Annotated in this window: 22 protein-coding genes; 9 read left to right on the top strand and 13 right to left on the bottom strand. The window is 66.1% G+C overall.

Annotation, left to right across the window (positions count from 1 at the left end; all coding sequences use genetic code 11):
- Positions 1–32 precede the first annotated feature (32 nt).
- Complete coding sequence (locus BHE01S_RS01035) at positions 33–1,160, bottom strand: sugar ABC transporter substrate-binding protein (RefSeq protein WP_042259576.1); 1,128 nt, start codon at positions 1,158–1,160, stop codon at positions 33–35.
- 393 nt (positions 1,161–1,553) lie between these two features.
- Here BHE01S_RS01035 and BHE01S_RS01030 point away from each other — a divergent pair, with 393 nt between their 5' ends.
- Positions 1,554–2,297: a FadR/GntR family transcriptional regulator gene (locus tag BHE01S_RS01030; RefSeq protein WP_042259573.1), complete on the top strand. Its 744-nt coding sequence runs from the start codon at positions 1,554–1,556 to the stop codon at positions 2,295–2,297.
- Between the two features lie 4 nt (positions 2,298–2,301).
- Here BHE01S_RS01030 and BHE01S_RS01025 read toward each other — a convergent pair whose 3' ends face one another.
- Genes BHE01S_RS01025 through BHE01S_RS01015 form a run of 3 tightly spaced genes read right to left on the bottom strand, consistent with a single transcriptional unit; the run spans position 2,302 to position 6,838 of the window.
- Positions 2,302–3,924 carry a methyl-accepting chemotaxis protein gene (locus tag BHE01S_RS01025; protein ID WP_063769067.1) on the bottom strand — a complete coding sequence of 541 codons (1,623 nt, stop codon included), beginning with the start codon at positions 3,922–3,924 and terminating at the stop codon, positions 2,302–2,304.
- A gap of 15 nt (positions 3,925–3,939) precedes the next feature.
- Positions 3,940–4,248: a hypothetical protein gene (locus BHE01S_RS01020; protein WP_063769066.1), complete on the bottom strand. Its 309-nt coding sequence runs from the start codon at positions 4,246–4,248 to the stop codon at positions 3,940–3,942.
- A gap of 46 nt (positions 4,249–4,294) precedes the next feature.
- Positions 4,295–6,838, bottom strand: coding sequence for an EAL domain-containing protein (locus BHE01S_RS01015; protein WP_042259569.1), 2,544 nt, complete (start codon positions 6,836–6,838; stop codon positions 4,295–4,297).
- Positions 6,839–7,079: 241 nt separating this feature from the next.
- Here BHE01S_RS01015 and BHE01S_RS01010 point away from each other — a divergent pair, with 241 nt between their 5' ends.
- Both BHE01S_RS01010 and BHE01S_RS01005 read left to right on the top strand, forming a co-directional pair.
- Positions 7,080–7,652, top strand: coding sequence for a helix-turn-helix domain-containing protein (locus BHE01S_RS01010; RefSeq protein ID WP_042259567.1), 573 nt, complete (start codon positions 7,080–7,082; stop codon positions 7,650–7,652).
- Positions 7,653–7,668: 16 nt separating this feature from the next.
- The gene (locus BHE01S_RS01005; RefSeq protein ID WP_042259565.1) at positions 7,669–8,205 is read left to right on the top strand and encodes a GNAT family N-acetyltransferase; all 537 of its coding nucleotides are present in this window, start codon (positions 7,669–7,671) and stop codon (positions 8,203–8,205) included.
- A 28-nt stretch (positions 8,206–8,233) separates the two neighbouring features.
- On the opposite strand, the gene BHE01S_RS01000 is transcribed toward BHE01S_RS01005, so the two are convergent.
- The 6 genes from BHE01S_RS01000 to BHE01S_RS37565 all read right to left on the bottom strand — a co-directional run bounded on the left by BHE01S_RS01000 (position 8,234) and on the right by BHE01S_RS37565 (position 15,193).
- Complete coding sequence (locus BHE01S_RS01000) at positions 8,234–9,250, bottom strand: helix-turn-helix domain-containing protein (protein WP_042259563.1); 1,017 nt, start codon at positions 9,248–9,250, stop codon at positions 8,234–8,236.
- Positions 9,251–9,481: 231 nt separating this feature from the next.
- Positions 9,482–10,282 carry an ethanolamine ammonia-lyase subunit EutC gene (gene eutC / locus BHE01S_RS00995; protein WP_042259560.1) on the bottom strand — a complete coding sequence of 267 codons (801 nt, stop codon included), beginning with the start codon at positions 10,280–10,282 and terminating at the stop codon, positions 9,482–9,484.
- Positions 10,279–11,676, bottom strand: coding sequence for an ethanolamine ammonia-lyase subunit EutB (locus BHE01S_RS00990; RefSeq protein WP_042259558.1), 1,398 nt, complete (start codon positions 11,674–11,676; stop codon positions 10,279–10,281). Before BHE01S_RS00990 ends, eutC begins: the two co-directional genes overlap by 4 nt.
- A gap of 27 nt (positions 11,677–11,703) precedes the next feature.
- Positions 11,704–13,122: an ethanolamine permease gene (eat, locus tag BHE01S_RS00985; protein WP_042259554.1), complete on the bottom strand. Its 1,419-nt coding sequence runs from the start codon at positions 13,120–13,122 to the stop codon at positions 11,704–11,706.
- A 168-nt stretch (positions 13,123–13,290) separates the two neighbouring features.
- Positions 13,291–14,340, bottom strand: a complete 1,050-nt coding sequence (locus BHE01S_RS35910) for a M23 family metallopeptidase (RefSeq protein ID WP_245639601.1) — start codon at positions 14,338–14,340, stop codon at positions 13,291–13,293.
- A 541-nt stretch (positions 14,341–14,881) separates the two neighbouring features.
- Positions 14,882–15,193 carry a hypothetical protein gene (locus BHE01S_RS37565; RefSeq protein WP_157025064.1) on the bottom strand — a complete coding sequence of 104 codons (312 nt, stop codon included), beginning with the start codon at positions 15,191–15,193 and terminating at the stop codon, positions 14,882–14,884.
- Between BHE01S_RS37565 and BHE01S_RS00975 the strand changes: the two genes are divergently transcribed.
- From BHE01S_RS00975 to glgX, 6 genes are all read left to right on the top strand, one after another.
- Positions 15,192–15,908 (top strand): ABC transporter permease, encoded by a 717-nt coding sequence (locus tag BHE01S_RS00975; RefSeq protein ID WP_042259552.1) that lies wholly within the window; start codon positions 15,192–15,194, stop codon positions 15,906–15,908. The genes BHE01S_RS37565 and BHE01S_RS00975 overlap by 2 nt on opposite strands.
- Positions 15,908–16,828, top strand: coding sequence for a glycine betaine ABC transporter substrate-binding protein (locus BHE01S_RS00970; RefSeq protein ID WP_042259918.1), 921 nt, complete (start codon positions 15,908–15,910; stop codon positions 16,826–16,828). The genes BHE01S_RS00975 and BHE01S_RS00970 overlap by 1 nt, the downstream gene beginning before the upstream one ends.
- Before the next feature lie 10 nt (positions 16,829–16,838).
- A complete protein-coding gene (locus tag BHE01S_RS00965) occupies positions 16,839–17,492 on the top strand; it encodes an ABC transporter permease (RefSeq protein ID WP_042259549.1) in 654 nt (217 codons plus the stop codon).
- The gene (locus BHE01S_RS00960; RefSeq protein ID WP_042259547.1) at positions 17,489–18,658 is read left to right on the top strand and encodes an osmoprotectant ABC transporter ATP-binding protein OsmV; all 1,170 of its coding nucleotides are present in this window, start codon (positions 17,489–17,491) and stop codon (positions 18,656–18,658) included. Before BHE01S_RS00965 ends, BHE01S_RS00960 begins: the two co-directional genes overlap by 4 nt.
- 209 nt (positions 18,659–18,867) lie before the next feature.
- Positions 18,868–19,191: an antibiotic biosynthesis monooxygenase family protein gene (locus tag BHE01S_RS00955; RefSeq protein WP_042259546.1), complete on the top strand. Its 324-nt coding sequence runs from the start codon at positions 18,868–18,870 to the stop codon at positions 19,189–19,191.
- Positions 19,192–19,422: 231 nt separating this feature from the next.
- Positions 19,423–21,600 (top strand): glycogen debranching protein GlgX, encoded by a 2,178-nt coding sequence (gene glgX, locus BHE01S_RS00950; RefSeq protein WP_042259540.1) that lies wholly within the window; start codon positions 19,423–19,425, stop codon positions 21,598–21,600.
- 105 nt (positions 21,601–21,705) lie between these two features.
- Here the strand turns inward: glgX and BHE01S_RS00945 are convergent, their stop codons facing one another.
- The 3 genes from BHE01S_RS00945 to gsiD are packed head-to-tail and all read right to left on the bottom strand — an operon-like array spanning position 21,706 to position 24,502.
- Positions 21,706–22,539, bottom strand: a complete 834-nt coding sequence (locus tag BHE01S_RS00945; RefSeq protein WP_042259539.1) for a M55 family metallopeptidase — start codon at positions 22,537–22,539, stop codon at positions 21,706–21,708.
- Positions 22,536–23,612 (bottom strand): DmpA family aminopeptidase, encoded by a 1,077-nt coding sequence (locus BHE01S_RS00940; RefSeq protein ID WP_042259538.1) that lies wholly within the window; start codon positions 23,610–23,612, stop codon positions 22,536–22,538. Before BHE01S_RS00940 ends, BHE01S_RS00945 begins: the two co-directional genes overlap by 4 nt.
- Positions 23,609–24,502 (bottom strand): glutathione ABC transporter permease GsiD, encoded by an 894-nt coding sequence (gene gsiD, locus BHE01S_RS00935; RefSeq protein ID WP_042259537.1) that lies wholly within the window; start codon positions 24,500–24,502, stop codon positions 23,609–23,611. The genes BHE01S_RS00940 and gsiD overlap by 4 nt, the downstream gene beginning before the upstream one ends.
- Positions 24,503–24,508 lie beyond the last annotated feature (6 nt).

The following is a 24,508-nucleotide window of genomic DNA, read 5'->3' as shown; positions in this document are numbered from 1 at the left end:
CGCCTCCCGTCGGGTCACAGGCAATCACGCGGTCACTGGTTGCCCTGGCTCTGCTTCATGATTTCCTGCGCGGAGAAGTTGATGCCGCAAGTCGGAAACGAATTGCCGACGAAGAAGTTGTCGGACTCGTTCGGGAAATAGTTGGTGCCCGCCTTCAGCTTCGAATCGTCGGTAACGTCGAGCGGCAGCTTGATCGCCACGGGAATCGTCTGGCCGTCCAGCGCCGCGAGCGCCGTCTTGATCGCCACCGCCACCTGCGCAGGACCGCTGCCCGCCGACGTGCACTTCAGGCCCTGGGCGCCATACTGCGCACAGAACTTGCGAAAGCCGTTTTCCGTCTCGCCGCCGAACGGCACGAACGGATGTTTCGCATCGATCATCGCGCGCACGACGCCCGTGTCGCCGCCTTGCGCCGAAATGCCGTCGAAGTGGCCCTGCACGGCAATCGCGTCGGCGGTGGCCTTCTGCGCGACCGCGTCGTCCCACTTGCCATAGACCTGCACGACGTTCCACTTCTTGCCGGTCTCGTCGAGGGTCTTCGTGAAGCCGTTGTGCCGGTCGGTGTCGACCGAGGTACCCGCCACGCCGCGCACTTCGAGCACCTTGCCGCCGCTCGGCAGATGGCTCGCGAGCCACTTGGCCCACAGCACGCCGAGCCCGTACTGGTCGACGTCCACGTTGATCGCGTCCTCGCTGTCGAGCGTATTGTCGAACGCCACCAGCACGACGCCGGCCTTCTTCGCGCGGCGGATCGCGGGTCCGAACGAGGCGGGATTCTGCGCGTCCACGATGATCGCGTCGTAGCCGGCGTCGATGAAGTTGTTGACGGCCGAGATCTGCGCCGGCACGTCCTCGCCCGTCGAGACGACCTTGAATTCCTTGAGCTTGGCGGCGACGGCCGGTTGGGCCGTATAGGCCTTGGCCGTCTTGATCATCTGGATGCGCCAGGTGTTCGCGATATAGCCGTTCACGAGCGCGATGCGGTACGGTCCGCTCTTCTTCGGATACTTGATGAATTTGGTGTCGGTCTTCCAGGGGACCATGCACGTCGGGTCGCTGGACGGGCCGGAAACGATCGATGCCTGCGCGAAAGCCGCGCTAGCGCACAGCGCCATTGCCGCGGTCGCCGCCGCTCGAAGCACGTGGATTCCTGAAAGCATGTTGTCTCCTTTTTGTCGGATAGAACTTACTGATTGCCGGCGCACCGGGTTCGTCGGGAATGGCCGAGACGGTGTGCGTAAAGCGGGGAATCTTGCTGGATGTGCTGCAGCGGGACTGGACCGGACGCACCGGGCCGGCGCAATGACTTCTTCAAAGGCGTCCCGCCTCGAAGCAAAACAACGGGCACGTGCGAACGCCTCCCCGTCTGACAGTACTGGCATACCAATCCACGCGCGATAGTGGTTTACCACTGGCCCCGACGCAGGGCCCGATTTGGCGGAAATCGCGCGCAAATCCGCACCGCCTCACGGCTTGGCGGCGCGGCAACTGGTGTACCATTCTCGCGAACTTCAGCCGCCGCCTGGCGGCTGCGACGCTTTCGAGAGTTCTGGATGACCGATCTTTCGCCCACGCCAACCGGTCGCGCCGCCGATGCGGACGCGGCCGACCGCTCTTATGTCGGCCTCGCGAAACAGATCTACGACCTGATCGCGGCAGGCGACGTTGGGCGCGCGCCGGGTGCGCCTCGCGCCCGCCTGCCCTCCGAGCGCACGCTCGCCGAGCGTTTCGGCGTGAGCCGCACGCAGGTGAGAGAGGCGATCATCGCGCTCGAAGTGCAGGGCGTGGTCGAGGTGCGCGTGGGCTCGGGCATCTATGTGGCCGACGCGCAGGACGCGCGCGCCATTGCATTCGAACTGCCGCGCGGGCCGGGCCCGATCGAGACGCTGCGCGCGCGGGAAGTGATCGAAAGCGGCATCGCGGCGCTCGCCGCGACCGAGCGCAAGGACTCGGACCTCGACCGCCTCTTTGCCGCGTTGCGCGCGATGCGCGAAAACATGGACGACAAGGCCGCGAACGAGGCCGCGGACCGCGAGTTCCATCTGGCGATCGCGGGCGCAACCGGCAACGATATGCTGCGGCACGTGGTGAGCGCGATGTGGGACAACTCGCGCGCCGACCCGTTGTGGAGAAAGATCGAGGAGCACTTCCATACGCCCGCGTTGCGCGCGGCTTCGCAGGAAGACCATCAGCGCATTTTTTCGGCCATCATGGCGCGCGACGCAGCCGCCGCGCGTGCGGCGATGCAGGCGCATCTCGCACGCGTCATCGGCGAATTCACGCAGGCCTGGCGTTAGCCCCTCATGCCGCCGCAGGCAGCGCGCCTGCCTCGCGCGCAACCGCCAGCGGCGCCCACGGCGGCGCATCCGCCGACTCGCACACGCGGAACGTCGCCACGGCTTCGGCCATCTGGCTCGCCTGCTGCTCGAGCGATTCGGCGGCAGCCGCCGCCTGTTCCACGAGCGCCGCGTTCTGCTGCGTGACCTGATCCATCTGGCTCACCGCCGTCTCGACCTGCTCGATGCCGGCGCTCTGCTCCACGGTGGCCGAGGCAATCTCCTTCATGAGGCCCGACACCTTGTCCACTGAAGCGACGATCTCGGCCATCGTCGCGCCCGCCTCGCCGACGAGCGAGCGGCCGTTGCCCACGTCGTGCACCGAGGCGTCGATCAGCGACTTGATCTCGCGCGCCGCAGCGGCGCTGCGCTGCGCGAGCATGCGCACCTCGCCCGCGACGACGGCGAAGCCGCGGCCCTGCTCACCCGCGCGCGCGGCCTCGACCGAGGCGTTGAGCGCGAGAATATTGGTCTGAAACGCAATGCCGTCGATGATGCCCGTGATGTCCGCGATCTTGCCCGAGCTGCGGCTGATCGCCTCCATCGTTTCGATCACCTGCTCGACCACGCGTCCGCCGCGCTGCGCGACATCGGCCGCCCCCGTGGCAAGCGCGCTCGCGGCGTTCGCATGCTGCGCGTTCTGACGCACGCTCGACGTGAGCTGCTCCATGCTCGACGCCGTCTGCTCGAGCGACGCAGACTGCTGTTCCGTGCGGCTCGACAGATCGAGGTTGCCCGCCGCGATTTCGCGTGCACCCGTGTTGATCGCATCGCAGCTCGATCGCACGCTGCGCACGGTGTGGCTCAGGCCGCCCTGCATGCGCCGCATCGCGGCGAGCAACTGGCCGATTTCGTTGCGCCCGCCGCCTTCTATGTGAACCGAGAGATCGTTCGCGGCGATCTGGTTCAGCACTTCCACCGCTTCTTTGAGCGGCGCCGTGACGAGGCGGCGCAGCGCCATATGGGTCGCAACGACGAGCGCCAGCGCGCCCACCAGGCCCACCACCACCATCGCCATCACCCAGTTGTGCTCGCGCCCGGACTGGTCGAGCGTGGCGCGCGTGGCGGCATCGGCGTTCGCGCGCAGTGCGGCCACGCTCGCCGAAAACTGCATGTCCGCATTGGCGACATCCCCGGCAGCGAGTGTGGCATAGGTCGCCGTGTCGCCGGATTCGAGCGCCGTGGCCGCGCGCTGCAGCGCCTGGGCGAGCGTGCTCCACGCACTGAGCAAGGCGTCGCGCTGCCGGGCCGCATCGAGGTCGAACGGCGCGCTCGCGCGCAGCGCGGTGCCGTGCTTCGCGGCCTGATCGATGAGTTCGCGTGCTTCCTGCTGCGCGCGCTGTTGCGCATCGGCTGCGCCTTTTTCCTTCGCAGCTTGATACGCGCGCGCAAGCGCCGTTTGCGCAAGCGCTGCGTCCTCGCGCAAGGCGAGCGCGAGCCCGTCCTGGCGCGCGACTTCGTGGATGAAACGCGCCGAGTCGTCGGCGCGGCCGATCATCAGGACACCGACCACCGCCCCCACCACCAGCATCGCCGCGAACGTGCAGAGCACGAGCAGCAGCCCTTTTCGAATCGTCAGATTACGCATTGCCTTATTTCCGCTTCAGGGCCTCGATGTGGTGGGGACGGCATCGCTGCCCAGCCGGGACAGCAGCATGTTCGCCTGCTCGATCAGCGTGGCGCGGTATTCGCCCGGCAACAGCACGCCGTCGGCCACGGCCATCGCTTCGCCGAGCTGTGCATGAAACGCGAGGATCGTGCGTTCGATCTGCGCCGCGGACAGTTGCGGCAGCACCGCCTCGACGAACTTCGACATCACCACCACACTCGCGCCGAAGCGCGAGATGGCCTTGCCATGCGCGCTCACTAGCGCGGTCATCGAGTTCAACAGCATCTCGTCACTGGTGCTCAAGGGATTCTCCAGGTACTGCGGCAAAAAGGGAAAGAAAAGGCGGTCTTCAGCCGGCCACGCACGCCTCGAGCGCGCGCGGCATCGACTCGGCGGGCGCGGGGCGTGCAAGCAGGAAACCTTGCGCGCGGTCGCAGCCGATCTCGCGCAGAAACTCGAGTTGCCGCGGCGTCTCGACGCCCTCGGCCACCACGGTGACGCCGAGCGAGCGCGCCATCGCGACGATCGCGCGCACGATCGAGCGGTCCCGCGCGGCGCTTTTCTTCACGCGCGGCGACATTCCCGGTCCCGGCCCGGCCATGTCCGCGAGAAATGAACGGTCCACCTTGAGCGTGTCGACCGGTAAGGACTGCAGATACTTGAACGACGAATAGCCCGTGCCGAAGTCATCGATCGCGAGGCTGATGCCACGCGCCGCGAGTTCCTGCAGCAACGCTTCGATGCCGCCCCGGCCCGACATCATCGCCATGCTCTCCACGAGTTCGAGCTGCAGGCGCGCGGCGGGCAGGCCCGTTTCGCTGAGCACGTTCGTGAGCTGATGCAGAAAGCCGTCGTGCAGGCATTGCCGCGCCGAAAGATTCACGCTGATGCGGCCGAAGTCGAAGCCCTCGTCCAGCCACTCGCGCGCCTGCCGGCAGGCCTCGCGCAGCACCCACGCGCCGAGCGGCACGATCAATGAGGATTCCTCGGCAATCGGGATGAACTGGTCAGGCGGTACGAGGCCGCGGCGCGGGTGCTGCCAGCGCACGAGCGCCTCGATATTGACGAGCGCTCCGCTCGCCACATCGAATTCGGGCTGGTAATGGAGCACGAGTTCGCCCGCCTCCAGCGCATGGTGCAATTCGCTTTCGAGCACGATGCGCTCCATGGCCGAAGACGTCATCGGCGCAGCGAAGAAGCGGAAGTTGTTCTTGCCCGCGTCCTTGGCCTCGTACATCGCGCGGTCGGCCTGCATGAGCAGTTGCCGCGGATCGCGCGCGTCGTCCGGAAACATGCTGATGCCGATGCTCGGCGTGACGAACAGCAACTGCTCGCCGATATGCATCGCGGCGCCCACGCGCGCGAGCAGCCCCTGGGCGATCTGCCCGACGTGGCGAATGTCTTCGATATCCTCGATCAGCAGGGTGAACTCGTCGCCACCGAGGCGCGCCACCGTATCGGTCTCGCGCACCGCTTCGCGCAGGCGCGTGGCGATCACGGTTAGCGCCTCGTCGCCCACGCCGTGCCCCATCGTGTCGTTGATGAGCTTGAAGCGATCGAGGTCGAGAAACATCACGGCGACGCGCTTGCCCGAACGGCGTGCGCGCGCGAGCGAGAGCGTGAGGCGCTCGGTGAAGAGCGTGCGATTGGGCAGGCCGGTCAGGGCGTCGTGCGTGGCGAGATAGCTCAGGCGCTCCTCGGTCTCGCGGCGCTGCGTGATGTCCGCGAAGATCGCGGCGTAATGCGTGCAGCGGCCGCTCGGGTCGCAGATGCTGGAAATCGTCAGGTATTCCAGGTAAAGCGCGCCGTCCTTGCGGCGGTTCCAGATTTCGCCTTTCCAGTGGCCGTTTTGCCGCAGGCTGCGCCAGAGCGCGCTATAGAACGCCGGCCCCTGGCGGCCCGAGTTGAGCAGGCTCGCCTTGCGCCCGAGCGCCTCGTGCTCCGTATAGCCCGTGAGCCGCGTAAAAGCCGGGTTCACGCGCTCGATCGTACCGTCGAGATCGGTGATCATCACGCCGTCGAGCGTCGACTCCACCACCTGGTCGGCAAGACGCAGGTTCGCTCGCGAGGCGAGCAGCGCATCGTCGCGCTCGCGCAGCGCCATCTGCAACTCGCGCACGAAGCCGTCTTCGATGTCGTGCAGGATATGCGAGAGGTCGAGCAAGCCCGCGAGACTCCCGTCTTCGCCGATCACACCCACATGGCGCATACGGTGCTCGACGAGATACTGGCGCGCGGCATAGAGGCTTTGCGAATGCGCGAGCGAGCGCAGCGGCCGGCTCGCGCGCGCGCCGACCGTGCCGTCGAGCACGCCGTCGGCAGCGAGGCGCACCACGTCGCGCTCGGTCACGATGCCGAAGTCGCCTTCAGGATAGCTCACGACGAGCGCGCTCAGACGCCGCGCACGCATGCGCTGCATGGCCTCGTGCATGGACGTGCGCGCGTCGACCACGAGCGGCATCGCCGCGTGGACCGAGCCGACCGTCTTCAGCCGCAGGAAGCACTCGAGGCCCTGATTCATGACCAGGTCGGTTTGCGTGACGATGCCGAGCGAGCGGCCCGACTGATCGACCACGAGACAATGGCGAATGCCCTCGCGCTTGAAGCGCAGGGCGGCGTCGCGCAGACGCGTGCTCGCAGGCAGCGCGTGCACCGGTTGACTCATTGCATGGCGGATGGGCAGCGCGAGCGCCGCGGCGTCTTCGCCCAGCGCGAGCGCGTCGTGCTCGGTCCAGATGCCGACGGGCCGCCCCATTTCGGTAATGACGATGGCGCTATAGCGCCGTTCGCTCATCATGCGCGCCGCTTCGCGAATCGGCACGTCGGGCCCGCATGCAAGCGGCGGCCCTGAAAGTAGCTGCCCGATTTCCAGGTCCAGCGTGTGGTGTTGCATGTTGCGCCCCGAACCGCACTGCGATGTCTTTTGAGATAGCGCGAAGCTAACAGCGGGCAGGAGGCCATCATTTGAGAGAAATCAAGGTTTTGATCACGCAAACGTTTGCATCCGGCTAACCGATATAACAGGGCGGCATCCTCTGTCGCACGCCTGCGACAAACTTGATGCGCATAAACTTTTATACGCGGAATTAAAAAATCCAGTTTACCGGACAAAAATATCCATTAAACTGGATGGCATGGATATCCATACCAATATCGCCCGCCGCCTGCGCGAACTGCGCGACGCCAAAGGCTGGTCGCTCGAAGCGCTGGCCGAGCGCAGTTCGGTGAGCCGCTCGAACATCTCGCTCATCGAACGTGGGCAAAGCAGCCCCACGGCCATCGTGCTCGACAAGCTCGCCACGGCGCTTGGCGTGCCGCTCGCGTCGATCTTCGAAGCACCGGGCGGCGATGCGCGGCAGCCCCCTTCCCCGCACGCCGCCGCCCGCGACCAGGCGGTCTGGACCGATCCCGGGTCGGGCTATGTCCGGCGCAATCTCTCGCCGCCAGCATGGTCGCCCATCCAGCTCGTGGAGGTGCACTTTCCGCCCGGTCAACGCGTGGCCTACGACACGAGCCTGCGCGACGCGGAAATTCATCAGCAGGTTTGGGTGATGGAAGGGGAGATGGAGATGACGGTGGGCGAGCGCGTGTGGCGGCTCGAAACCGGCGACTGCCTCGCGATGCGCCTGGACTGCCCTATCGTCTATCGCAATCCCACCAACGAGCCGGCGCGCTATGTCGTCGCGTTGTGCAGGATCACTAACTGATGGGGTTCACATTCAGATGAGTGACTCAATCAAGGTACGCCGCCTCACCGCCGAACAGGCTCAAGCCTGCGCGCCCGCGCTTGCGGACGTACTCATCGACTGCGTGGAGGGCGGCGCCTCGGTGAGTTTCATGCTGCCGATTGCGCGCGAAACGGCGCTGGCGTTCTGGCGCAGCGTGGCGCAAGACGTGGCGCGCGGCGGCCGCATTCTGCTCGCGGCCGAAGACGCGCAGCAGCGTATTGTGGGCACGGCGCAACTCGTGACGGCGCAACCGGAAAACCAGCCGCATCGCGCCGATGTCGCCAAGGTGCTGGTGCATCGCGCCGCGCGCGGGCAAGGTGTCGGGCTGCGCCTCATGCTCGCGATCGACGAGGCGGCCAGGCAAGCCGGAAAATCGGTGCTCGTGCTCGACACTGTGACGGGCGGCGCGGCCGAACGGCTCTATGCGCGCGCGGGATGGGAGCGTGTGGGCGGCGTGCCGAATTACGCGCTGATGCCGGACGGCGCATTTTGCGGCACCACGTTCTATCACAAGCAACTGGCAAGCCGCTAAACCCGCAGAGGCAATCTCATGCGGGGATTCAAGGCGTCGCCACCGCGCGCAACGCCTCGGAAGGCCGCATGCCGAACATGCGCCGGTAGTCGGTGGCGAACTGGCTCAGATGCCAGAAACCCCAGGCGGCGGCCACGTCCTGCACCGAACCGGCCGCGCGGGCACACAGGTCGCGCCGGGCGCCGTTCAGGCGCAGCACGCGCAGGTAGGTTGCGGGCGCCATGCCAAGCACGTCCTGAAAGCAGTACTGGAGCGTGCGCCGGCTCACGTGCAGCTGCTCGCAAAGCTCAGGCACGCCCACCGGCCGCGCGCGATGCGCGAGCACGTAGTCGCGCGCCTGCGCAACGATCCAGCGGCGCCGCGATGCGGGCTCGGCAACCGCGTCCCCGCTGCCCGCGCAGGCGTCGAATAGCGCGGCAAGCACTTGCGCCTGCAATGCATGGCGCTCGAGGTCCGAAAGCGGCGCGTCCGGCGCGCGCTCATGCGCCTCGCCGCCATCGTCGAGACAGCGCGCGAGCCGCGCGCAAAGGCGCTCGATGCGCGCCGCGCCGGCCTTCACCACAGGCGAGCCCGCGAGACGTTCGTCGAGCGCCGTGTGCTCGACCGCCGCTGCATAGTGACGCAGCACATCGCCGCGCACGACCACGCCGTAGATCGAAAATTGCGCCGGCGTGAGCAGCTCGAATTCGACGTTGCCGGGGCGCAGCGCAAACGCCTGCGGACCGAAGGGCTGCGCGTCGATGCGCGCCTCGCCTTCGCGCGCGACCGGTATGCCGAACCACCAGGCGTCGCCGCGCACCTCGCACGCCTGGCGCAGCGTGTGGCTCGTGGTCTCGCGAAATACCTTCATGGTGTCGAGCGGCAGCTCCGTGAGCGTGCCGACGAAGCGGCCCGCCGCGAGCTGGTCGTATGTCTGCCGCCAACCCACGAGGTTGCGCGCCTGTTCGTCGGCGTCGTGCGCCACGCTGACCACGGTGCGCGCGCGAGGCGCGTTGCATCGCGCTTGCCCGGCCGTCGCTTCGGTTCGCTCAGCCGTTTCGTTCATGGTTGCCTCCCAGCACGCACTGGCTTCGATCGATCGTCGCTTGACGCAAGAGTCGCGCCAGCGAGAACGGTGTGCAGAATGGCCATGCCGGGCGCCGCACTGCTCCACGGCGACGCAACGTCGGCGAGGCAGGTGCTCATTCCCTGCACACGCCGCAGCACCATCGCGGTGCGCCGCCGGCTTCACCGGGTGCAGCGGAGGACGTCCCCGCTCGCGCGCGCGGGCCCTGTCTCATCCGGACGTGATCTGCCCTGCGGCCCCAACCCCAGGCAGCGTGGCGTCGCTATCGTCCTTCAGCCCTACGCCGGTCAGCCCGAGCCGCCGCGCGTGCGTGAGGAGGTAATGGAGCTTGTGCGCGGCCGCTTCATACGGCAGTCCTTCGGGACGCACGTTCGAGATGCAGTTGCGCTGCGCGTCGTGGCAGCCGACCTTCGGCGCGTAGGTGAGATAGACGCCGAGGCTGTCCGGGGAACTGAGCCCGGGCCGCTCGCCGATCAGCATCGCCACGAGTTTCGCGCCCAGCAGCTCGCCGATCTCGTCGCCGAGCGCCACGCGTGCCTGGCGCGCGATCACCACCGGGCCGATGCGCCAGTCCGCGAGGCGCGCGCGCACCGCGAGGAGCAGCGGTGCCGCCTGTTTCGCGGCGGCGATCGCCGAAAGGCCGTCGCCGATCACGAACACGACTTCGGGCGGCGCCTCACGCGCGGCGGCGGCCGAAGCCGCCGCTTCGGCCAACGCTGCCCGGCTCGCCTCCGACAAGCGCCGCCCCAGGTCCGGCCGGCGCAAATAGTGCTGCCGGTCCGGCGCCGCGCTTTCCACGCCGAGCGTGGCGAACCCTTCGGCTTCGAGCGTGCGCCGCAACGCTTCGGCGTCGAGCGGGTGATGCACGGCGTCGCGCGCCTGCGCATGCGAGAGATTGAACGCGAGCAGCGGCGCCGTGGGCAAGCCGTTGCCCGCGCGCCCGAGCGCGATGCGCGCGTTCGTGAACGCCTTGAGACCGCCCCAGGGGTTCTTTTCGACGGCGTCGCTCATGCGCCGATCCCCATCCATTCGTGCGCGCCCGCGAGCAGCGGCCCGCGCGCGGAGCCTGGCAGGAGCGCGCCTTTCGCGTCGACGATCTCCATCGCCTCCAGCCACTCCTCGAACTCCGGTGCGCGGCGCAGGCCGAGCAGGTCGCGCACGTAGAGCGCGTCGTGAAACGAGGTGCTCTGGTAATTGAGCATCACGTCGTCAGCCCCCGGAATGCCCATGATGAAGTTGATGCCGGCCGCCCCCAGCAGCGTGAGCAGCGTGTCCATGTCGTCCTGGTCGGCTTCGGCATGGTTCGTATAGCAGATGTCGCAACCCATGGGCACGCCCAGCAGCTTGCCGCAGAAGTGATCTTCGAGACCCGCGCGGATAATCTGCTTTCCATCGTACAAATACTCTGGGCCGATGAAACCGACCACCGTATTGACGAGAAACGGCTCGAACCTGCGCGCGACCGCATAGGCGCGCACCTCGCAGGTTTGCTGGTCCACGCCGTAGTGCGCGTTCGCCGAGAGCGCGCTGCCCTGCCCCGTCTCGAAGTACATGAGATTGTTGCCGACCGTGCCGCGTTTGAGCGAGAGCGCCGCCTCGCGCGCCTCCTGCAACAGCGCCAGCGAAATGCCGAAGCTCGCGTTCGCCTTCTGCGTGCCCGCGATCGACTGGAACACGAGATCGACGGGGGCGCCCTTTTCGATTGCCGCGATCGTGTTGGTGACGTGAGTGAGTACGCAGGACTGCGTGGGCACGCGGTAGCGCTCGCGGAACCCATCGATCATCGCGAGCAGCTTCACGATGGCCGCCAGGCTGTCCGTTGCGGGATTGATGCCGATCATCGCGTCGCCGCAACCGTACATCAGGCCGTCGAGCATCGAGGCGGCGATGCCCTTCACGTCGTCGGTGGGATGGTTCGGCTGCAGGCGCACCGACATGCGGCCCGGCAGCCCCACGGTGTTGCGAAAGCGCGTAACCACGGGGCGCTTTTTCGCCACGGCGATCAGGTCCTGATTGCGCATGAGTTTCGACACCGCCGCGACCATCTCGGGCGTGAGGCCGGGCGCCAGGCGTTCAAGCGCTTCGGTCGTTGCCGCGCCGGAAAGGAGCCAGTCGCGAAAATCGCCCACGGTGAGGTGCGCAACGGCCGCGAACGCGGCCGCGTCGTGATCGTCGACGATCAGGCGCGTGACCTCGTCGTCTTCATAAGGCACGAGCGCCTGCGCGAGAAACGCCTTGAGCGGCACCGCGGCGAGCGCCATTTTCGCGGCCACGCGTTCCTCTTCGCTCGCCGCCGCCACGCCCGCGAGCTGGTCGCCGGAACGCAGCGGGCTGGCTTTGGCGAGCAGCGTCTTGAGGTCCGCGAAGCGGTAGGTGCGCGCGCCGATCGTCTCCGTATAGTTCATGCGTTGGACTCCTGCAAATCTGGGGGCTCACTCCCCGATCAGCCCCTCGGCGGGCACACCCTCGCGCTGCGTGCGCGTGGCGAGGAAATACGCGTACCCGAGCCCGAGAAACACCACGAACACCCCCGCGACGAGCGCGTTGAAATACACCATCGTGCCAAGGCAAACGAGCGCGGCCACGAGCGCGAACGCCGGGAAAAACGGGTACAGCGGCGCGCGGAACGGCCGGTCCATGGCCGGCTGGACGCGGCGCAGCCTGAAGAGCGCCGCCATGCTGACAATGTACATCACGATCGCGCCGAACACCGACATCGTGACGATGTTGGCCGTGAGCGTCTGGCCGCCGAACTGGATCAGCTCGTCGCTATAGATCGCGGCGATGCCCACCGCACCGCCCGCGAGAATCGCGCGATACGGCGTCTTGAAGCGCGGATGGATTTTCGCGAGCCACGCGGGTAGATAGCCTTCGCGGGCCAGCGCGAAGATCTGCCGTGAATAGCCGAGGATGATGCCGTGAAACGAGGCCACGAGACCAAAGAGGCCGAGCCAGACTAGCATGTGCATCCAGCCGCTGTGCTCGCCCACGATGAACTTCATGGCTTGCGGCAGCGGGTCGTTGATGTTGGCGAGCGCGGTCCAGTCGCCCGCGCCGCCCGCGAACACCATCACGCCCACGGCGAGTGCCACCAGCGTGAGAATGCCGGCCACGTAGGCGATGGGAATCGAGCGGCGCGGGTTCTTCGCTTCTTCGGCGGCCATGGCGACGCCTTCGATCGCGAGGAAGAACCAGATGGCGAACGGAATCGCGGCGAACATGCCATGAAACGATCCCATCGAAAAGTGATTGCTACCGGACCAGCCGCCTTTCATGAAGTTCGTCCACGCGAAACCCGGCGACACCACGCCCATGAACACGAGCAACTCGAAGATGGCGAGCAGCGTGACGATCAGCTCGAAGGTCGCGGCAATCTGCACGCCCACGATATTGAGCGCCATGAACACGAGATACGCGCCCATGGCCGCGTGTTTGGGTTCGAGCCCGGGGAACTGCACGTGCAGGTACGCGCCGATGGCGAGCGCGATGGCGGGCGGCGCGAACACGAATTCCACGAGCGTGGCCGCACCCGCCAGATACCCGCCGGTCGGGCCGAACGCGCGGCGGGCATAGGCGAAAGGCCCGCCCGCATGCGGAATGGAGGTGGTGAGTTCGGTAAAGCTGAAGATGAACGTGGTGTACATCGCCGCGACGAACAGCGCCGTGACGACGAAACCGAGCGTGCCGGCGCTGGCCCAGCCGTAGCTCCAGCCGAAGTACTCGCCAGATATCACGAGGCCGACTGCGATGCCCCACAACTGCCACGTGCCGAGCGTCTGATTGAGCGCCGGCGCGCCTGCGCCGCCTGCGTTGCCAACTGCAGCGGGACGTGCGTTCGACTCGCTTTGCATGGTTTTCTCCCTCTGGGTGGCCCGGGCGGCCGGCCCTGGCCGCCACGGTTGAGTGGAACCATGCTATTGAGTCAATAATCGACGTGTTATCGAAAATCGGCAATTCGGGGCGGCGTCGCCGCACATGCCGTTGCTGGCTTCCTTGCGGCAGCCTTTCGCGCGTTGCGCCTAAAGCAGCGGGTCGATGAGCGCGACCTGCTGCGCGAAGCGCTGCTTGTCCTCGCCCTGCAACGGATCGCGATGTGGCAAGTCGACGGTAAGCGGGTCCTGTGCGATCTGATCCACATGCACCTCATAGTGCAGATGCGGACCCGTCGCCCAGCCCGTCGCGCCCACATATCCGATCACCTGCCCTTTGCTCACCGTCTGCCCGACCTTCAAATGCTTCGCAATGCGCGACAGATGGGCGAAGGTCGTGGAGTACGGGCCGAAGTTGTCGAGCTTCACGACCTTGCCGTAGCCCGTCTGCCAGCCGGCGAACGTCACGGTGCCGCGCGCGGTGGCCTGAACGGGCGTACCGACGGGCGCCGCGAGATCGACCCCTTCGTGCGGCTGCACGCGATGCGTGACCGGATCGAGCCGTCGCAGCGAGAAGTGCGACGACACGCGCGTGAACTTCACGGGGTAGCGCAAGAACGACGGCGCGGCGGCATGGCCGTCGGAGGAATAGTAGAACGCCTTGCCGGCGAGGTTCCGGTAGAGAAAGAGATCGTGCGAGACGTTGCCGTTCGAGATGCGGATCGCTACAGGTGTGTCGTCCGAAGATGTTGAGTTCTGTGGTGCGGCGGCATTCGCAGCGCTCGCGTCGTTTGCCTCTTTTGCTTCGCTCGCGGCATCCGCACCATCCGCACCATCCGCACCACCCGCGCCGTTTGCGGCATTGCGGAACACGAAGCGGATCTCGCTGCCGCGTTGCAGATCGCGCCGAAAATCGAGCCGGCCCGAGAAGGCGCGCGTCAGCCTCGCTGTCGTCGCCGCATCCAGCCCGAGACGCTGGGCCGCTTCGGAAAAGCTGTGCTCGACCACCGCGGTCTCCACTCGAAACGCCGGCACACTTTCGCTCGCGGGCGCCGCCGCGCTGGCCGCTGCCTGCGACGCCGCATCTCGCGCCGGCGCCGCGAGCGTCGCCGTTGCCGCGTCGGCAAGCGGATCGTCGGCGGCAACATCCGCGTGACGATGGGCGAGCCACGCGGCGCTCGTCAAGCCGATTGCTGACACAACGATGAGTTTCCCCGCGAGGCCCGGGGAGGCCGCAATTGCACGAAAAGCCATGAATCGAATGACGGATTGCTGAGCAGAGAAACGCGAACGGGCGCCGCGCTTCTCCAGGAGAAATCGGAAGTGAGATCGATGGCCGCATCGTTGGACCGGCGAACATCGATGATGCGAAGCGCTTCAAAATAAATGGCCTTTCTTAAACGAATCTTAAGAAAGCTCAACGCGCGGAATATTCTGCGGCAGAAAACGCGTACCTGTACATCGTTTTCTGTCACTTTTAAAAAACGGGAAATACTACCGGAACATTTTAATCTGCATAACTGATTAATTTCCGGAAATGACATATCGAATGCTACGCAGCCTGTTATACGTCAAGTCGTGATCGCTCCCCAAGGTAGACGCACCTAATCGAATGATCTATACTGATCCCGTTTCAATCACAACGAAGTCGTTCTCGTGCGCATTGAGATACAAGGTCCACGCCAAGGGCCGCTGTGTCGCAAGCGCCGTTCAAACGGGCCTCCGGTCCTCGCGCAGCGGTTCAAAGCCGCCGCATCCATGCCGTCACCAGGCGGTTTCCTGCTCCAGCGCGCATCGATCTGCTCGGTGCCGTTGAGCTGAACATGACTACCAGAAGAACGCGGGAAGCGCGTTCATACCACTGCGGCCACCTAGCCAGCGTGCGCGGGCGGGCTGGTTTTCGTCCGCATTCTTGTCCGTAGTTTTCATCGGTTCCAATCGCGGCCATGCCGGGATCACGAACTTCCTTCGCGGCGCCTTGAGCATTCTCATGGGCTCCCCCGCTGCGCAGCGTTGCGCCGCGCGGCACAAGAACAAGGAGGCGTACCTTCATGACTCGACGCTCTGCCCTGCTCGCGGGCAGCCTGATCGCCCTTGCCGTCATCGCGTGGGCACTCTCACGCGCCATCGGCGCCAATACGTGGCAAAGCCACGCAGACGACCTCGCCTACTACACCGGGCGGCACCTGCTGCTCGTCGGCTATTCGATGGCGCTCGCCATCGCGGTCGGCGTGCCCGCCGGCGTGGTGCTGAGCCGGCCGCGCTTCGCGCGCCAGGCCGAACGCTTTATGCAGATCTTCAACGTGGGCAACACGGTTCCCTCGCTCGCGGTGCTCGCCATTGCGCTCGGCGTGTTCGGCATCGGCGACGTTCCCGCGATCGTCGCGCTCTTTCTCGCGTCGCTGCTGCCCATCACGCGCAATACGTATGAGGGCGTGAAGAACGTGCCGGGTGCGCTGCACGAAGCCGCGCGCGGCATCGGCATGACGGGCTGGCAGTCGCTCACGCGCGTGGAATTGCCCAATGCGCTGCCCATCATCGTGGGCGGCGTGCGTACCGCGCTCGCCATCAACGTGGGCACGGCGCCGCTCGCATATCTGATCGGCGCGGACAGCCTCGGCTCGCTCATTTTCCCCGGTATCTATCTGAACGATCAGCCCTTGCTGCTGCTCGGCGCTGCGTTCACGGCAGCGCTCGCGCTCGTGCTGGACGGCATGGTCGCCGCCGGCAGCCATCAGTGGCTCGCGCGTCAAGGAGGGCTGGCATGATGCTCGCGTCACCCTTGAAGTGCCTGCGCCGCTTCGTTAAGGCCTGCCTGATCGGCACGTTGCTCGTTGCTGCCGCCATGCCCGCACTCGCGCAGCCCAAGCTCGTACTGGGCGCGAAGAACTTCACCGAGCAATACGTGCTCGCCGAAGTCACCGCGCAATATCTGCGTTCGCGCGGCTATACCGTGGAGGTGCGTTCCGGACTCGGCAGCACGCTCATGCGCAGCGCCCTGGAGAACGGCCAGTTCGACCTCGTCTGGGACTACACGGGCACGGCGGCACTCGTCTACGACAAGCTGACGGAAAAGCTTTCGCCTGAGGCGATGTACGAGCGCGTGAAGGCGCTCGATGCGCCGCGCGGCCTCGTCTGGCTCAATGCCTCGCCGCTCAACGACACGTATGCATTAGGCCTGCCAGGCAAATTCGCCGGGCAAACCGGCATCACCACCGTCTCGCAGCTTGCGCAAAGGTTGAAGACGGACCCCGACGCGGAGCGCTACCTGTTCGGCATGGATGCCGAGTTCGCGAATCGTCCGGATGGCCTCAAGCCCCTGCTCGCCACCTACGACATGCGCTTTCACCGCTCGCAAATGAAGCAGATGGACCCCGGCCTCGTCTACACGGCGCTGCATAACGATCAGTTGAAGATCGGCCTCGTCTACACGACCGATGGCCGCGTGAAAGGCTTCGGCATCGTGCCGCTCGAAGACGACAAGCACTTCTTCCCGCCCTACAACGCCACGCCCGTGGTGCGCAAGGCAGTGCTGGAGCGCAATCCCAAACTGGCCGCGCAGCTCAACGCGCTTTCCGCCGCCCTCAACAACGACGTGATGCAAGACATGAACAAGGCCGTCGATCTCGACGGCAAGCCCGCCCGGCAAGTGGCGGCGGAGTTCCTGCGCACGCATGCGCTCCCTTGATGGAGGCCCCATGAACGTATTCGACTACCTCGCTTCGAGCTGGCCCGAACTGCTGCAGCTCACGCTCCAGCATCTCTATCTCGTGGGCATCGCCGTGGGCTGCGCGATCGTTGCGGGCGTGCCGCTCGGCGTGCTCATCAGCCGCCACGACTGGCTCGCGGCGCCGCTGCTGGGACTGGCGACCATCATCCTCACGCTGCCCTCCATCGCGCTGTTCGGCCTGATGATTCCGGTGTTTTCGCGCTTCGGCCAGGGCATCGGCGCCGTGCCCGCCATCACGGCGGTGTTTCTCTACTCGCTGCTGCCCATCATGCGCAACACCCACCTCGCGCTGCGCAACGTGGACGCGGGCATCAAGGAAGCCGGCACCGGTATTGGCATGACGTCGTGGCAGCGACTGCGTCTTGTCGAGCTACCGCTCGCTGTGCCTGTGATTCTCGCGGGCGTGCGCACGGCGGTCGTGATGAACATCGGCGTGATGACGATTGCCGCCGTGATCGGCGCGGGCGGCCTCGGGACGCTGATCATTCGCGCCATCGGCCAGAGCAGCATGATGAAACTGCTCGTGGGCGCCGTGCTCGTGAGCGCGCTCGCGATCGTCGCCGACCTGTTGTTGCAGATACTGCAGCGCGCATTGACACCGAAAGGAGTACAGAAGACATGATCGAACTCGACCAACTCACGAAGACTTTCACGCAGAAAGGCGGCCAGACCGTGCGCGCCGTCGACTCGGTGAGCCTTTCGGTGGCCGAAGGCGAGATCTGCGTTTTCCTTGGCCCGTCGGGCTGCGGCAAGACCACCACGCTCAAGATGATCAACCGGCTGATCGAGCCGACTTCGGGCCGCGTGCTCATCAACGGCGAGGACACCACGGGCCTGAACGAAGTGGATCTGCGCCGCCACATCGGCTATGTGATCCAGCAGATCGGTCTCTTTCCGAACATGACCATCGAGGAGAACATCACGGTCGTGCCGCGCCTGCTCGGCTGGGACAAGAAGCGCTGCGCCGAGCGCGCGGCGGAACTGATGTCGATGGTCGCGCTCGACCCGAAGCTGTATTTGAAGCGCTATCCGCGCGAGCTTTCGGGCGGTCAGCAGCAGCGTATCGGCGTGATTCGCGCGCTGGCCGCCGACCCGCCCGTGCTGCTCATGGACGAGCCGTTCGGCGCGGTCGATCCGATCAATCGCGAGACGATCCAGAACGAGTTCTTCCAGATGCAGCGGCAACTGAAGAAGACCGTCATCATGGTGAGCCACGATATCGACGAGGCGATCAAGCTGGGCGACCGCATCGCGGTGTTCCGGCGCGGCAGGCTCGTGCAGTACGACCATCCCGATACGCTGCTCGCGCGCCCGCATGACGACTTCGTCGCGCAGTTCGTGGGCCAGGACAGTACGCTCAAGCGCCTCTTGCTCGTGAAGGCCGGCGACGCCGCCACGCAGCCCGAGACCGCGCGCGCCGAAACGCCGCTCTCGCACGCGTTCGCCGCGATGGACGAAAGCGATTCGCGCTACCTCACCGTGCTCGACGACGCACAGCATGCGCTCGGCTTCGTGGCGCGCCGCGCCGCGCGCGGGGCCGAAGGCGTGTGCGGCGATCGCATCACGCCCTTCCCCGCGACGGTTTCCGTCGATGACAACCTGCGCATCGTGCTCTCGAAGATGTATCAGTTCCGTGCCTCGTGGATGCCGGTGCTCGACGCCGAGGGCGCCTACGTGGGCGAGATCACGCAGGATTCGATCGCCGACTATCTGAGTTCGGGCCGCTCGCGGCAGCAGACCGGACAGCCGCCGAGCGCGGCGCTGCGGCCGGCGGCTGCGACTGCGTGAACGGCGGGTCATGCCAGAACGCGCGCCGGAACGCGTCAGCGCCCTCCCGTTCCAGACCACCGTGCAGGTGTTCCGCGCGGACTGATGCCGAGGGCCTGGCATGGCGCGAGCATTTTCACGGCCTCTTATAATCGGAATTCGAAGCGGCGGCGGGCGCAGTCACCCGCCGCCCCGCATATCGATTTTCCGTACGCGAAGAGGAACGCTGCATGTATATCGCCATGAACCGCTTCAAGGTCGCGCCGGGCTCCGAGGCCGCATTCGAGGAAGTCTGGGCCACGCGCGACACACACTTGAGGCAAGTGCCCGGCTTCATCGAGTTTCATCTGCTCAAAGGCCCGCAGCGCGAAGACCACGTGCTCTATGCGAGCCACACGATCTGGGCGAGCCACGCGCACTTCGAAGACTGGACGCGCTCCGACGCATTTCGCGCGGCGCATCGAAACGCGGGCAATGCGGGCGGTGCAAACCGTCCAGTCTACTTGAGCCATCCTGAGTTCGAAGGCTTCGAAGTCGTGCAAACCGTGAAATAGACGGCGCACGCGAAGTCATGAAGTAAATCGGTAAATCCGTGCACGCGCTGCGCCAAAGCTACACGCCCGCAGCGCGCACCACCGCGGTGCCCCGCGCATCCGGCCCCTCTCCCCTCGTCCTTCCCCTGCGCCGGGCCTTTCAGGCCCAAACCTTGCTTGATTCAAGCCCCCGCCCTGGCGCGCAACGCCGTTGGAGACGCGCCCCATCGCGTCCCCAACCGACCACAGCCCATGAAGAAGAAAACCGCTACCCGCATCGTAGAAGGACAGCCGTTCCCGCTCGGCGCCACCTGGAACGGCCGCGGCGTGAACTTCGCGCTCTTCTCAGCGAACGCTACGAAGGTCGAGTTGTGTCTGTTCGACAAGAACGGCCTGCGCGAACTCGAGCGCATCGCGTTGCCCGAGTACACCGACGAGGTCTGGCACGTCTATCTGCCCGACCTCGAGCCGGGTGCGATCTATGGGTACCGCGTGCATGGACCGTACGAGCCGCAGGCGGGCCATCGCTTCAATCCGCACAAGCTGCTGCTCGATCCCTACGCGAAGGCGCACGTGGGCGCGCTGCGCTGGCATCCCGCCGTGTTCGGCTACACGATCGGCAGTCCCGACGGCGATCTTTCGTTCGACTCGCGAGACAGCGCGCGTTATGTGCCGCGCTGCCGCGTGGTCGATCAGGGCTTTACCTGGCACCACCCGATGCGCGAGCGGGTGCCGCGCGAGCGCACGATCATCTACGAAACACACGTGCGCGGCTTCACGATCCGCCATCCCGACGTGCCCCCCGACGAGCGCGGCACCTTCGCCGGGCTCGCGCAAACGCCGGTGCTCGAATATATCCGCGGACTTGGCGTGACATCCGTGGAGCTACTGCCGATCCACACGTTCCTCAACGACTCGCACCTGCTCGAACGCGGCCTCACGAACTACTGGGGCTACAACACCATCGGCTTCTTCGCGCCGGACCCGCGCTACTCGGTGGGCGCGCACGGCTCGATCGACGAGTTCAAGAACATGGTAGACCGCCTGCACCAGGCGGGTCTCGAAGTCATACTCGACGTGGTTTACAACCACACGGCCGAAGGCAGCGAACTGGGCCCGACGCTCTCGTTTCGCGGAATCGACAATGCTTCGTACTACCGGCTACCCGAAGACAAGCGCTATTACATCAACGACACCGGCACGGGCAATACGCTCAATCTCTCTCACCCGCGCGTGCTGCAGATGGTCACGGACAGCCTGCGCTACTGGGTGCTGGAAATGGGCGTCGATGGTTTTCGCTTCGACCTCGCGACGATCCTCGGACGCGAGCCCTACGGCTTCGACGAAGGCGGCGGCTTTCTCGACAGCTGCCGCCAGGACCCGATACTCGCGAGCGTGAAGCTCATTGCCGAGCCCTGGGATTGCGGACCGGGCGGCTACCAGGTGGGCGGATTCCCGCCCGGCTGGATGGAATGGAACGACCGCTTTCGCGACACCGCGCGCGCCTGGTGGAAAGGCGACGAGGGCAAGGCACCCGAGCTCGCCACGCGCCTGTGCGCCTCGGGTGACAGCTTCAACCGGCGCGGGCGGCGGCCATGGTCGAGCGTGAACTTCGTCACCGCGCACGACGGCTTCACGCTGAACGATCTCGTTTCGTACAACGAGCGTCACAACGAAGCCAACGGCGAAGAGAACCGCGACGGTCACGGCGACAATCTCTCGTGGAACTGCGGCGCGGAAGGCCCGACCGACGACCCCGAGATCCGGGCGCGGCGCGAGCGCCAGAAGCGCAACTTCCTCGCCACGCTGCTGCTCTCGCAGGGCACGCCGATGCTGCTCGCGGGCGACGAGTTCGGCCGCACGCAGCGCGGCAACAACAATGCGTATTGCCAGGACAACGAGGTGAGCTGGGTAGACTGGGAGGGCATTGACGACACGGGCCGCGCGCTCGCCGACTTCGTGCGCAAGCTCACCGCGCTGCGCCATGCGCTGCCGGTGCTGCGGCGCAACCGGTTTCTGATCGGCGAGCACAACGCCACGCTCGACGTCACCGACGTCGAATGGCTCTCGCCCTCCGGCGTGCCCCTCGCCCAGGAGCAATGGAACGATCCGGCCATGCGTTGCTTCGGCATGCTGATCGACGGACGCTCGCAAACGAGCGGCATCATGCGCCTCGCCTCGGATGCGACCATGCTCATCGTGCTCAACGCCTATCACGACGTGGTGGAATTCACGCTGCCTTCCGTGCCGGGCAACGATCAGTGGAGCTGCCTCATCGATACCAACATGCCCGTGCGCGACGAACTGCCCGAATTCGAAGCGGGCGATATCTACCAGGTGACGGGCCGTTCCCTCCTGCTGTTCGCACTGCACGCACGCGGCGCGACGCAGCGGGTATTCGATCGCCTGGAGGAAGATCTCACGGGATGAGCGGCACGCTTTTTCGCGGATTGGCGGGAAAGCCGCCAATCCGTTGCGCGGCGTGTGGTGCGACTGACAGTTAGTTGCACAATGCAGGGGGCAACGGCCATCTCATCATCGCAGCACCGCCGACATCGCCGACAAGCTATTGAGCGTGCGCACGAGGGACTCGGCGGTTGGCGCCGCAAACCGGATCACGCAGCCGGCCACGCGCTCGACATCCGGCCACTGCGCAAAGAGATCAGCCAGCGCAGGGGTCTGCGTGTGCAGTTCGCACGTGCGCACACGCGGGGCGGCACACGCGCGGTCCCACCACGCGCCATCGCGTGCGACCTGCCCGACCGCTTCGCGCGCCGCGTCGCGTACCCGTTCGCGGCTTGCGGCGGGCGTCAGCAGGTCGCCGCTCGCGTGACCGCCGGCGCGCTTCACCACCACGAACTTCGCATCGGGAAAAGCGGGCCGCGTTTCGCCTTCGAACACATCGTCGCCGCTCAGGAGCGCCACTCGTGCGCCGTATTCCTGCGCGAGCGCGCCATAGAGTCCCGCCTCGCCCATTGCCACGCCGTCCACAAGCACGCGCGCGAACGCAAAGCTGTTGATGGTGTGGGCAAGCATGCCGCGGCTTTGCGCCATGGCGTGATAGCCGATCATGAAGACGAGCGCGGGCCGGTGCTCGAGCCCCGCCATCATGCCCAGCGTGCGCGGCTTGCCGAGTATCACGCGTGCGCGCGCGTCAATCTCGTCGAGCAGCAGGTTGTTGAAGCCACCATGCGAGTCGTTGACCCACACTTCGCTCGCGCCGCCCGCGAAGGCGCCTGTCACGGCCGCGTTTGCTTCGAGCGTCATCCAGCGGCGCGCCTGCTCGTACTCGGCGTTTCCTGAGCGCGTTTGCTGAACATTGAAGACGCCGCCGATGCCTTCGATGTCGACCGAAACGAGGACCTTCACGCGTGTGCTCCGCCTGAAAGCAGATGGGCGAGATCGGGCACCGCGTCGCGCAGCGCGAGACGCACGTGGCCATCGCGCCCCTGCACGGTGCCTGCACGCCACAAGGCGTCGAGAATCGCCTGCTCGACGCAATCGGCGCTTGCCTGAAAGAGCGGGTCGAGTTGCGAGTCGGCGAGGAGGGGCGGCAACGCGTGGGTCGGCGCGTCGTGTGCCAACGTGTATGCGGTGCTGAACGCCATGGCGATATCGCCGCTGCCGTGTCCATAAACGGACCCCGTGCGCGCGAGACCCGCCGCCGCGCGCATCGACACGCGCCGAAGCTGCCGCGCGTCGAGCGGCGCGTCCGTGGCGATCAGCATGATGATCGAGCCCTTCTCGGACTCCTGCGCCGCGCGGTTCGACGCCGCGCGCGCCGCAAGCTCGCGCCCCACGGGCACGCCGCTGACCGTCAGCATAGGCAAGCGGCCAAAGTTCGCCAGTACGAGCGCGCCCACGGTGTACGGCTCACCCGCCGCGTGCACCACGCGCGACGCCGTGCCAATGCCGCCCTTCAGGTCGAAGCTCGACATACCGCGACCCGCGCCTACACTGCCACGAGCGAAGTCGGCGCTCGCAGCCGTACAGGCCGCGAGATAGTGTTCCTCTTGAACCGCCAGCGCCTGGATGTCGTTCAGATAGCCGTCGTTGCACTCGAACACGAGTGGATTGACGGTCGGCAGTCCGCGCCCGATTTGCGGATTCGCCGCGAGCGCCGCGCGGATCTGCGCCTGGGCGAGTGTGCCCGCCGCAAACGTGTTGCTCAGCGCGACCGGCGTTTCGAGCACGCCCAACTCCTCGAGCTGTATGAGCCCGATGCTCTTGCCGAATCCGTTGATCACGCAAACGCCCGCCGGCACCTTCTCGCGAAAAAGGTCGCCTGCATGCGGCAGCAGCACGGTCACGCCTGTTTGCACATCGCCCGCGTCGAGCGTGCAGTGTCCGACACGCACGCCGCCCACGTCCGCAATCGTTCCCGTCGCGCCGCTCGCCAGTGTGCCGACATGCGGTGCGGCCTCTCCACGATCGATGCTCATGCGCGGTCCAGCTTCGGGTCGAGCGCGTCGCGCAAGCCGTCGCCCAGCAGATTGAACGCGAGCACCGTGAGGAAAATGGCGAGGCTCGGGAACAGCGCGATATGCGGCGCCGTCACCATATCCGCGCGCGCCTCGTTGAGCATGGCCCCCCACTCCGGCGTGGGAGGCTGCGCGCCGAGGCCGATGAACGACAGGCTCGCCGCCGTGATGATCGACGTGCCGATACGCATGGTCAGATACACGATCACCGACGACACGGTGCCTGGCAGAATATGCCGCATGATGATCGTCCAGTCCGACGCGCCAATGCTGCGCGCGGCCTCGACGTACGTAAGGTGCTTGAGCATGAGCGTATTGCCGCGCACGAGCCGCGCGAACGCCGGAATGCTGAACACCGCCACCGCACAGACCACGTTGATCATGCCGTTGCCGAGGATCGCCACCACGCCGATGGCGAGAAGAATGCCTGGGAATGCGAACAGCACGTCGGCCACACGCATGATGATGCGGTCCCACCATCCTTCATGGTAGCCCGCGAGCAAGCCGAAGAAAGTGCCGACCACCGCGCCCAGCGCCACCGAAAGAAAGCCCGCCGCGAGCGAAATGCGCGTGCCCGCGAGAATGCGGCTGAAAATATCGCGGCCCAGCGCGTCCACGCCGAACCAGTGGGCCGCCGATGGGCCCGCGTTGAGCGAGTCGTAGTCGAAGTAATTTTCCGGGTCGTAAGGCACGAGATGCGGCGCGAACACCGCGATCGCCACCAGCAGCAGCACGAAAGCGCCTGCGCCGAGCGCGACAGGCTGCTTGCGGAACTTGCGCCAGAATTCGCGCCACGGCGTGCGGATCGCTTCGTCCTCTGCGCGTACGTCAACGTTTAGGGTCGTGCTCATGGCGGG

Source organism: Paraburkholderia heleia NBRC 101817 (assembly GCF_000739775.1).
In the GTDB taxonomy this organism is placed as follows: Bacteria; Pseudomonadota; Gammaproteobacteria; order Burkholderiales; family Burkholderiaceae; genus Paraburkholderia; species Paraburkholderia heleia.
This window is presented reverse-complemented; position numbering and strand designations above follow the sequence as displayed.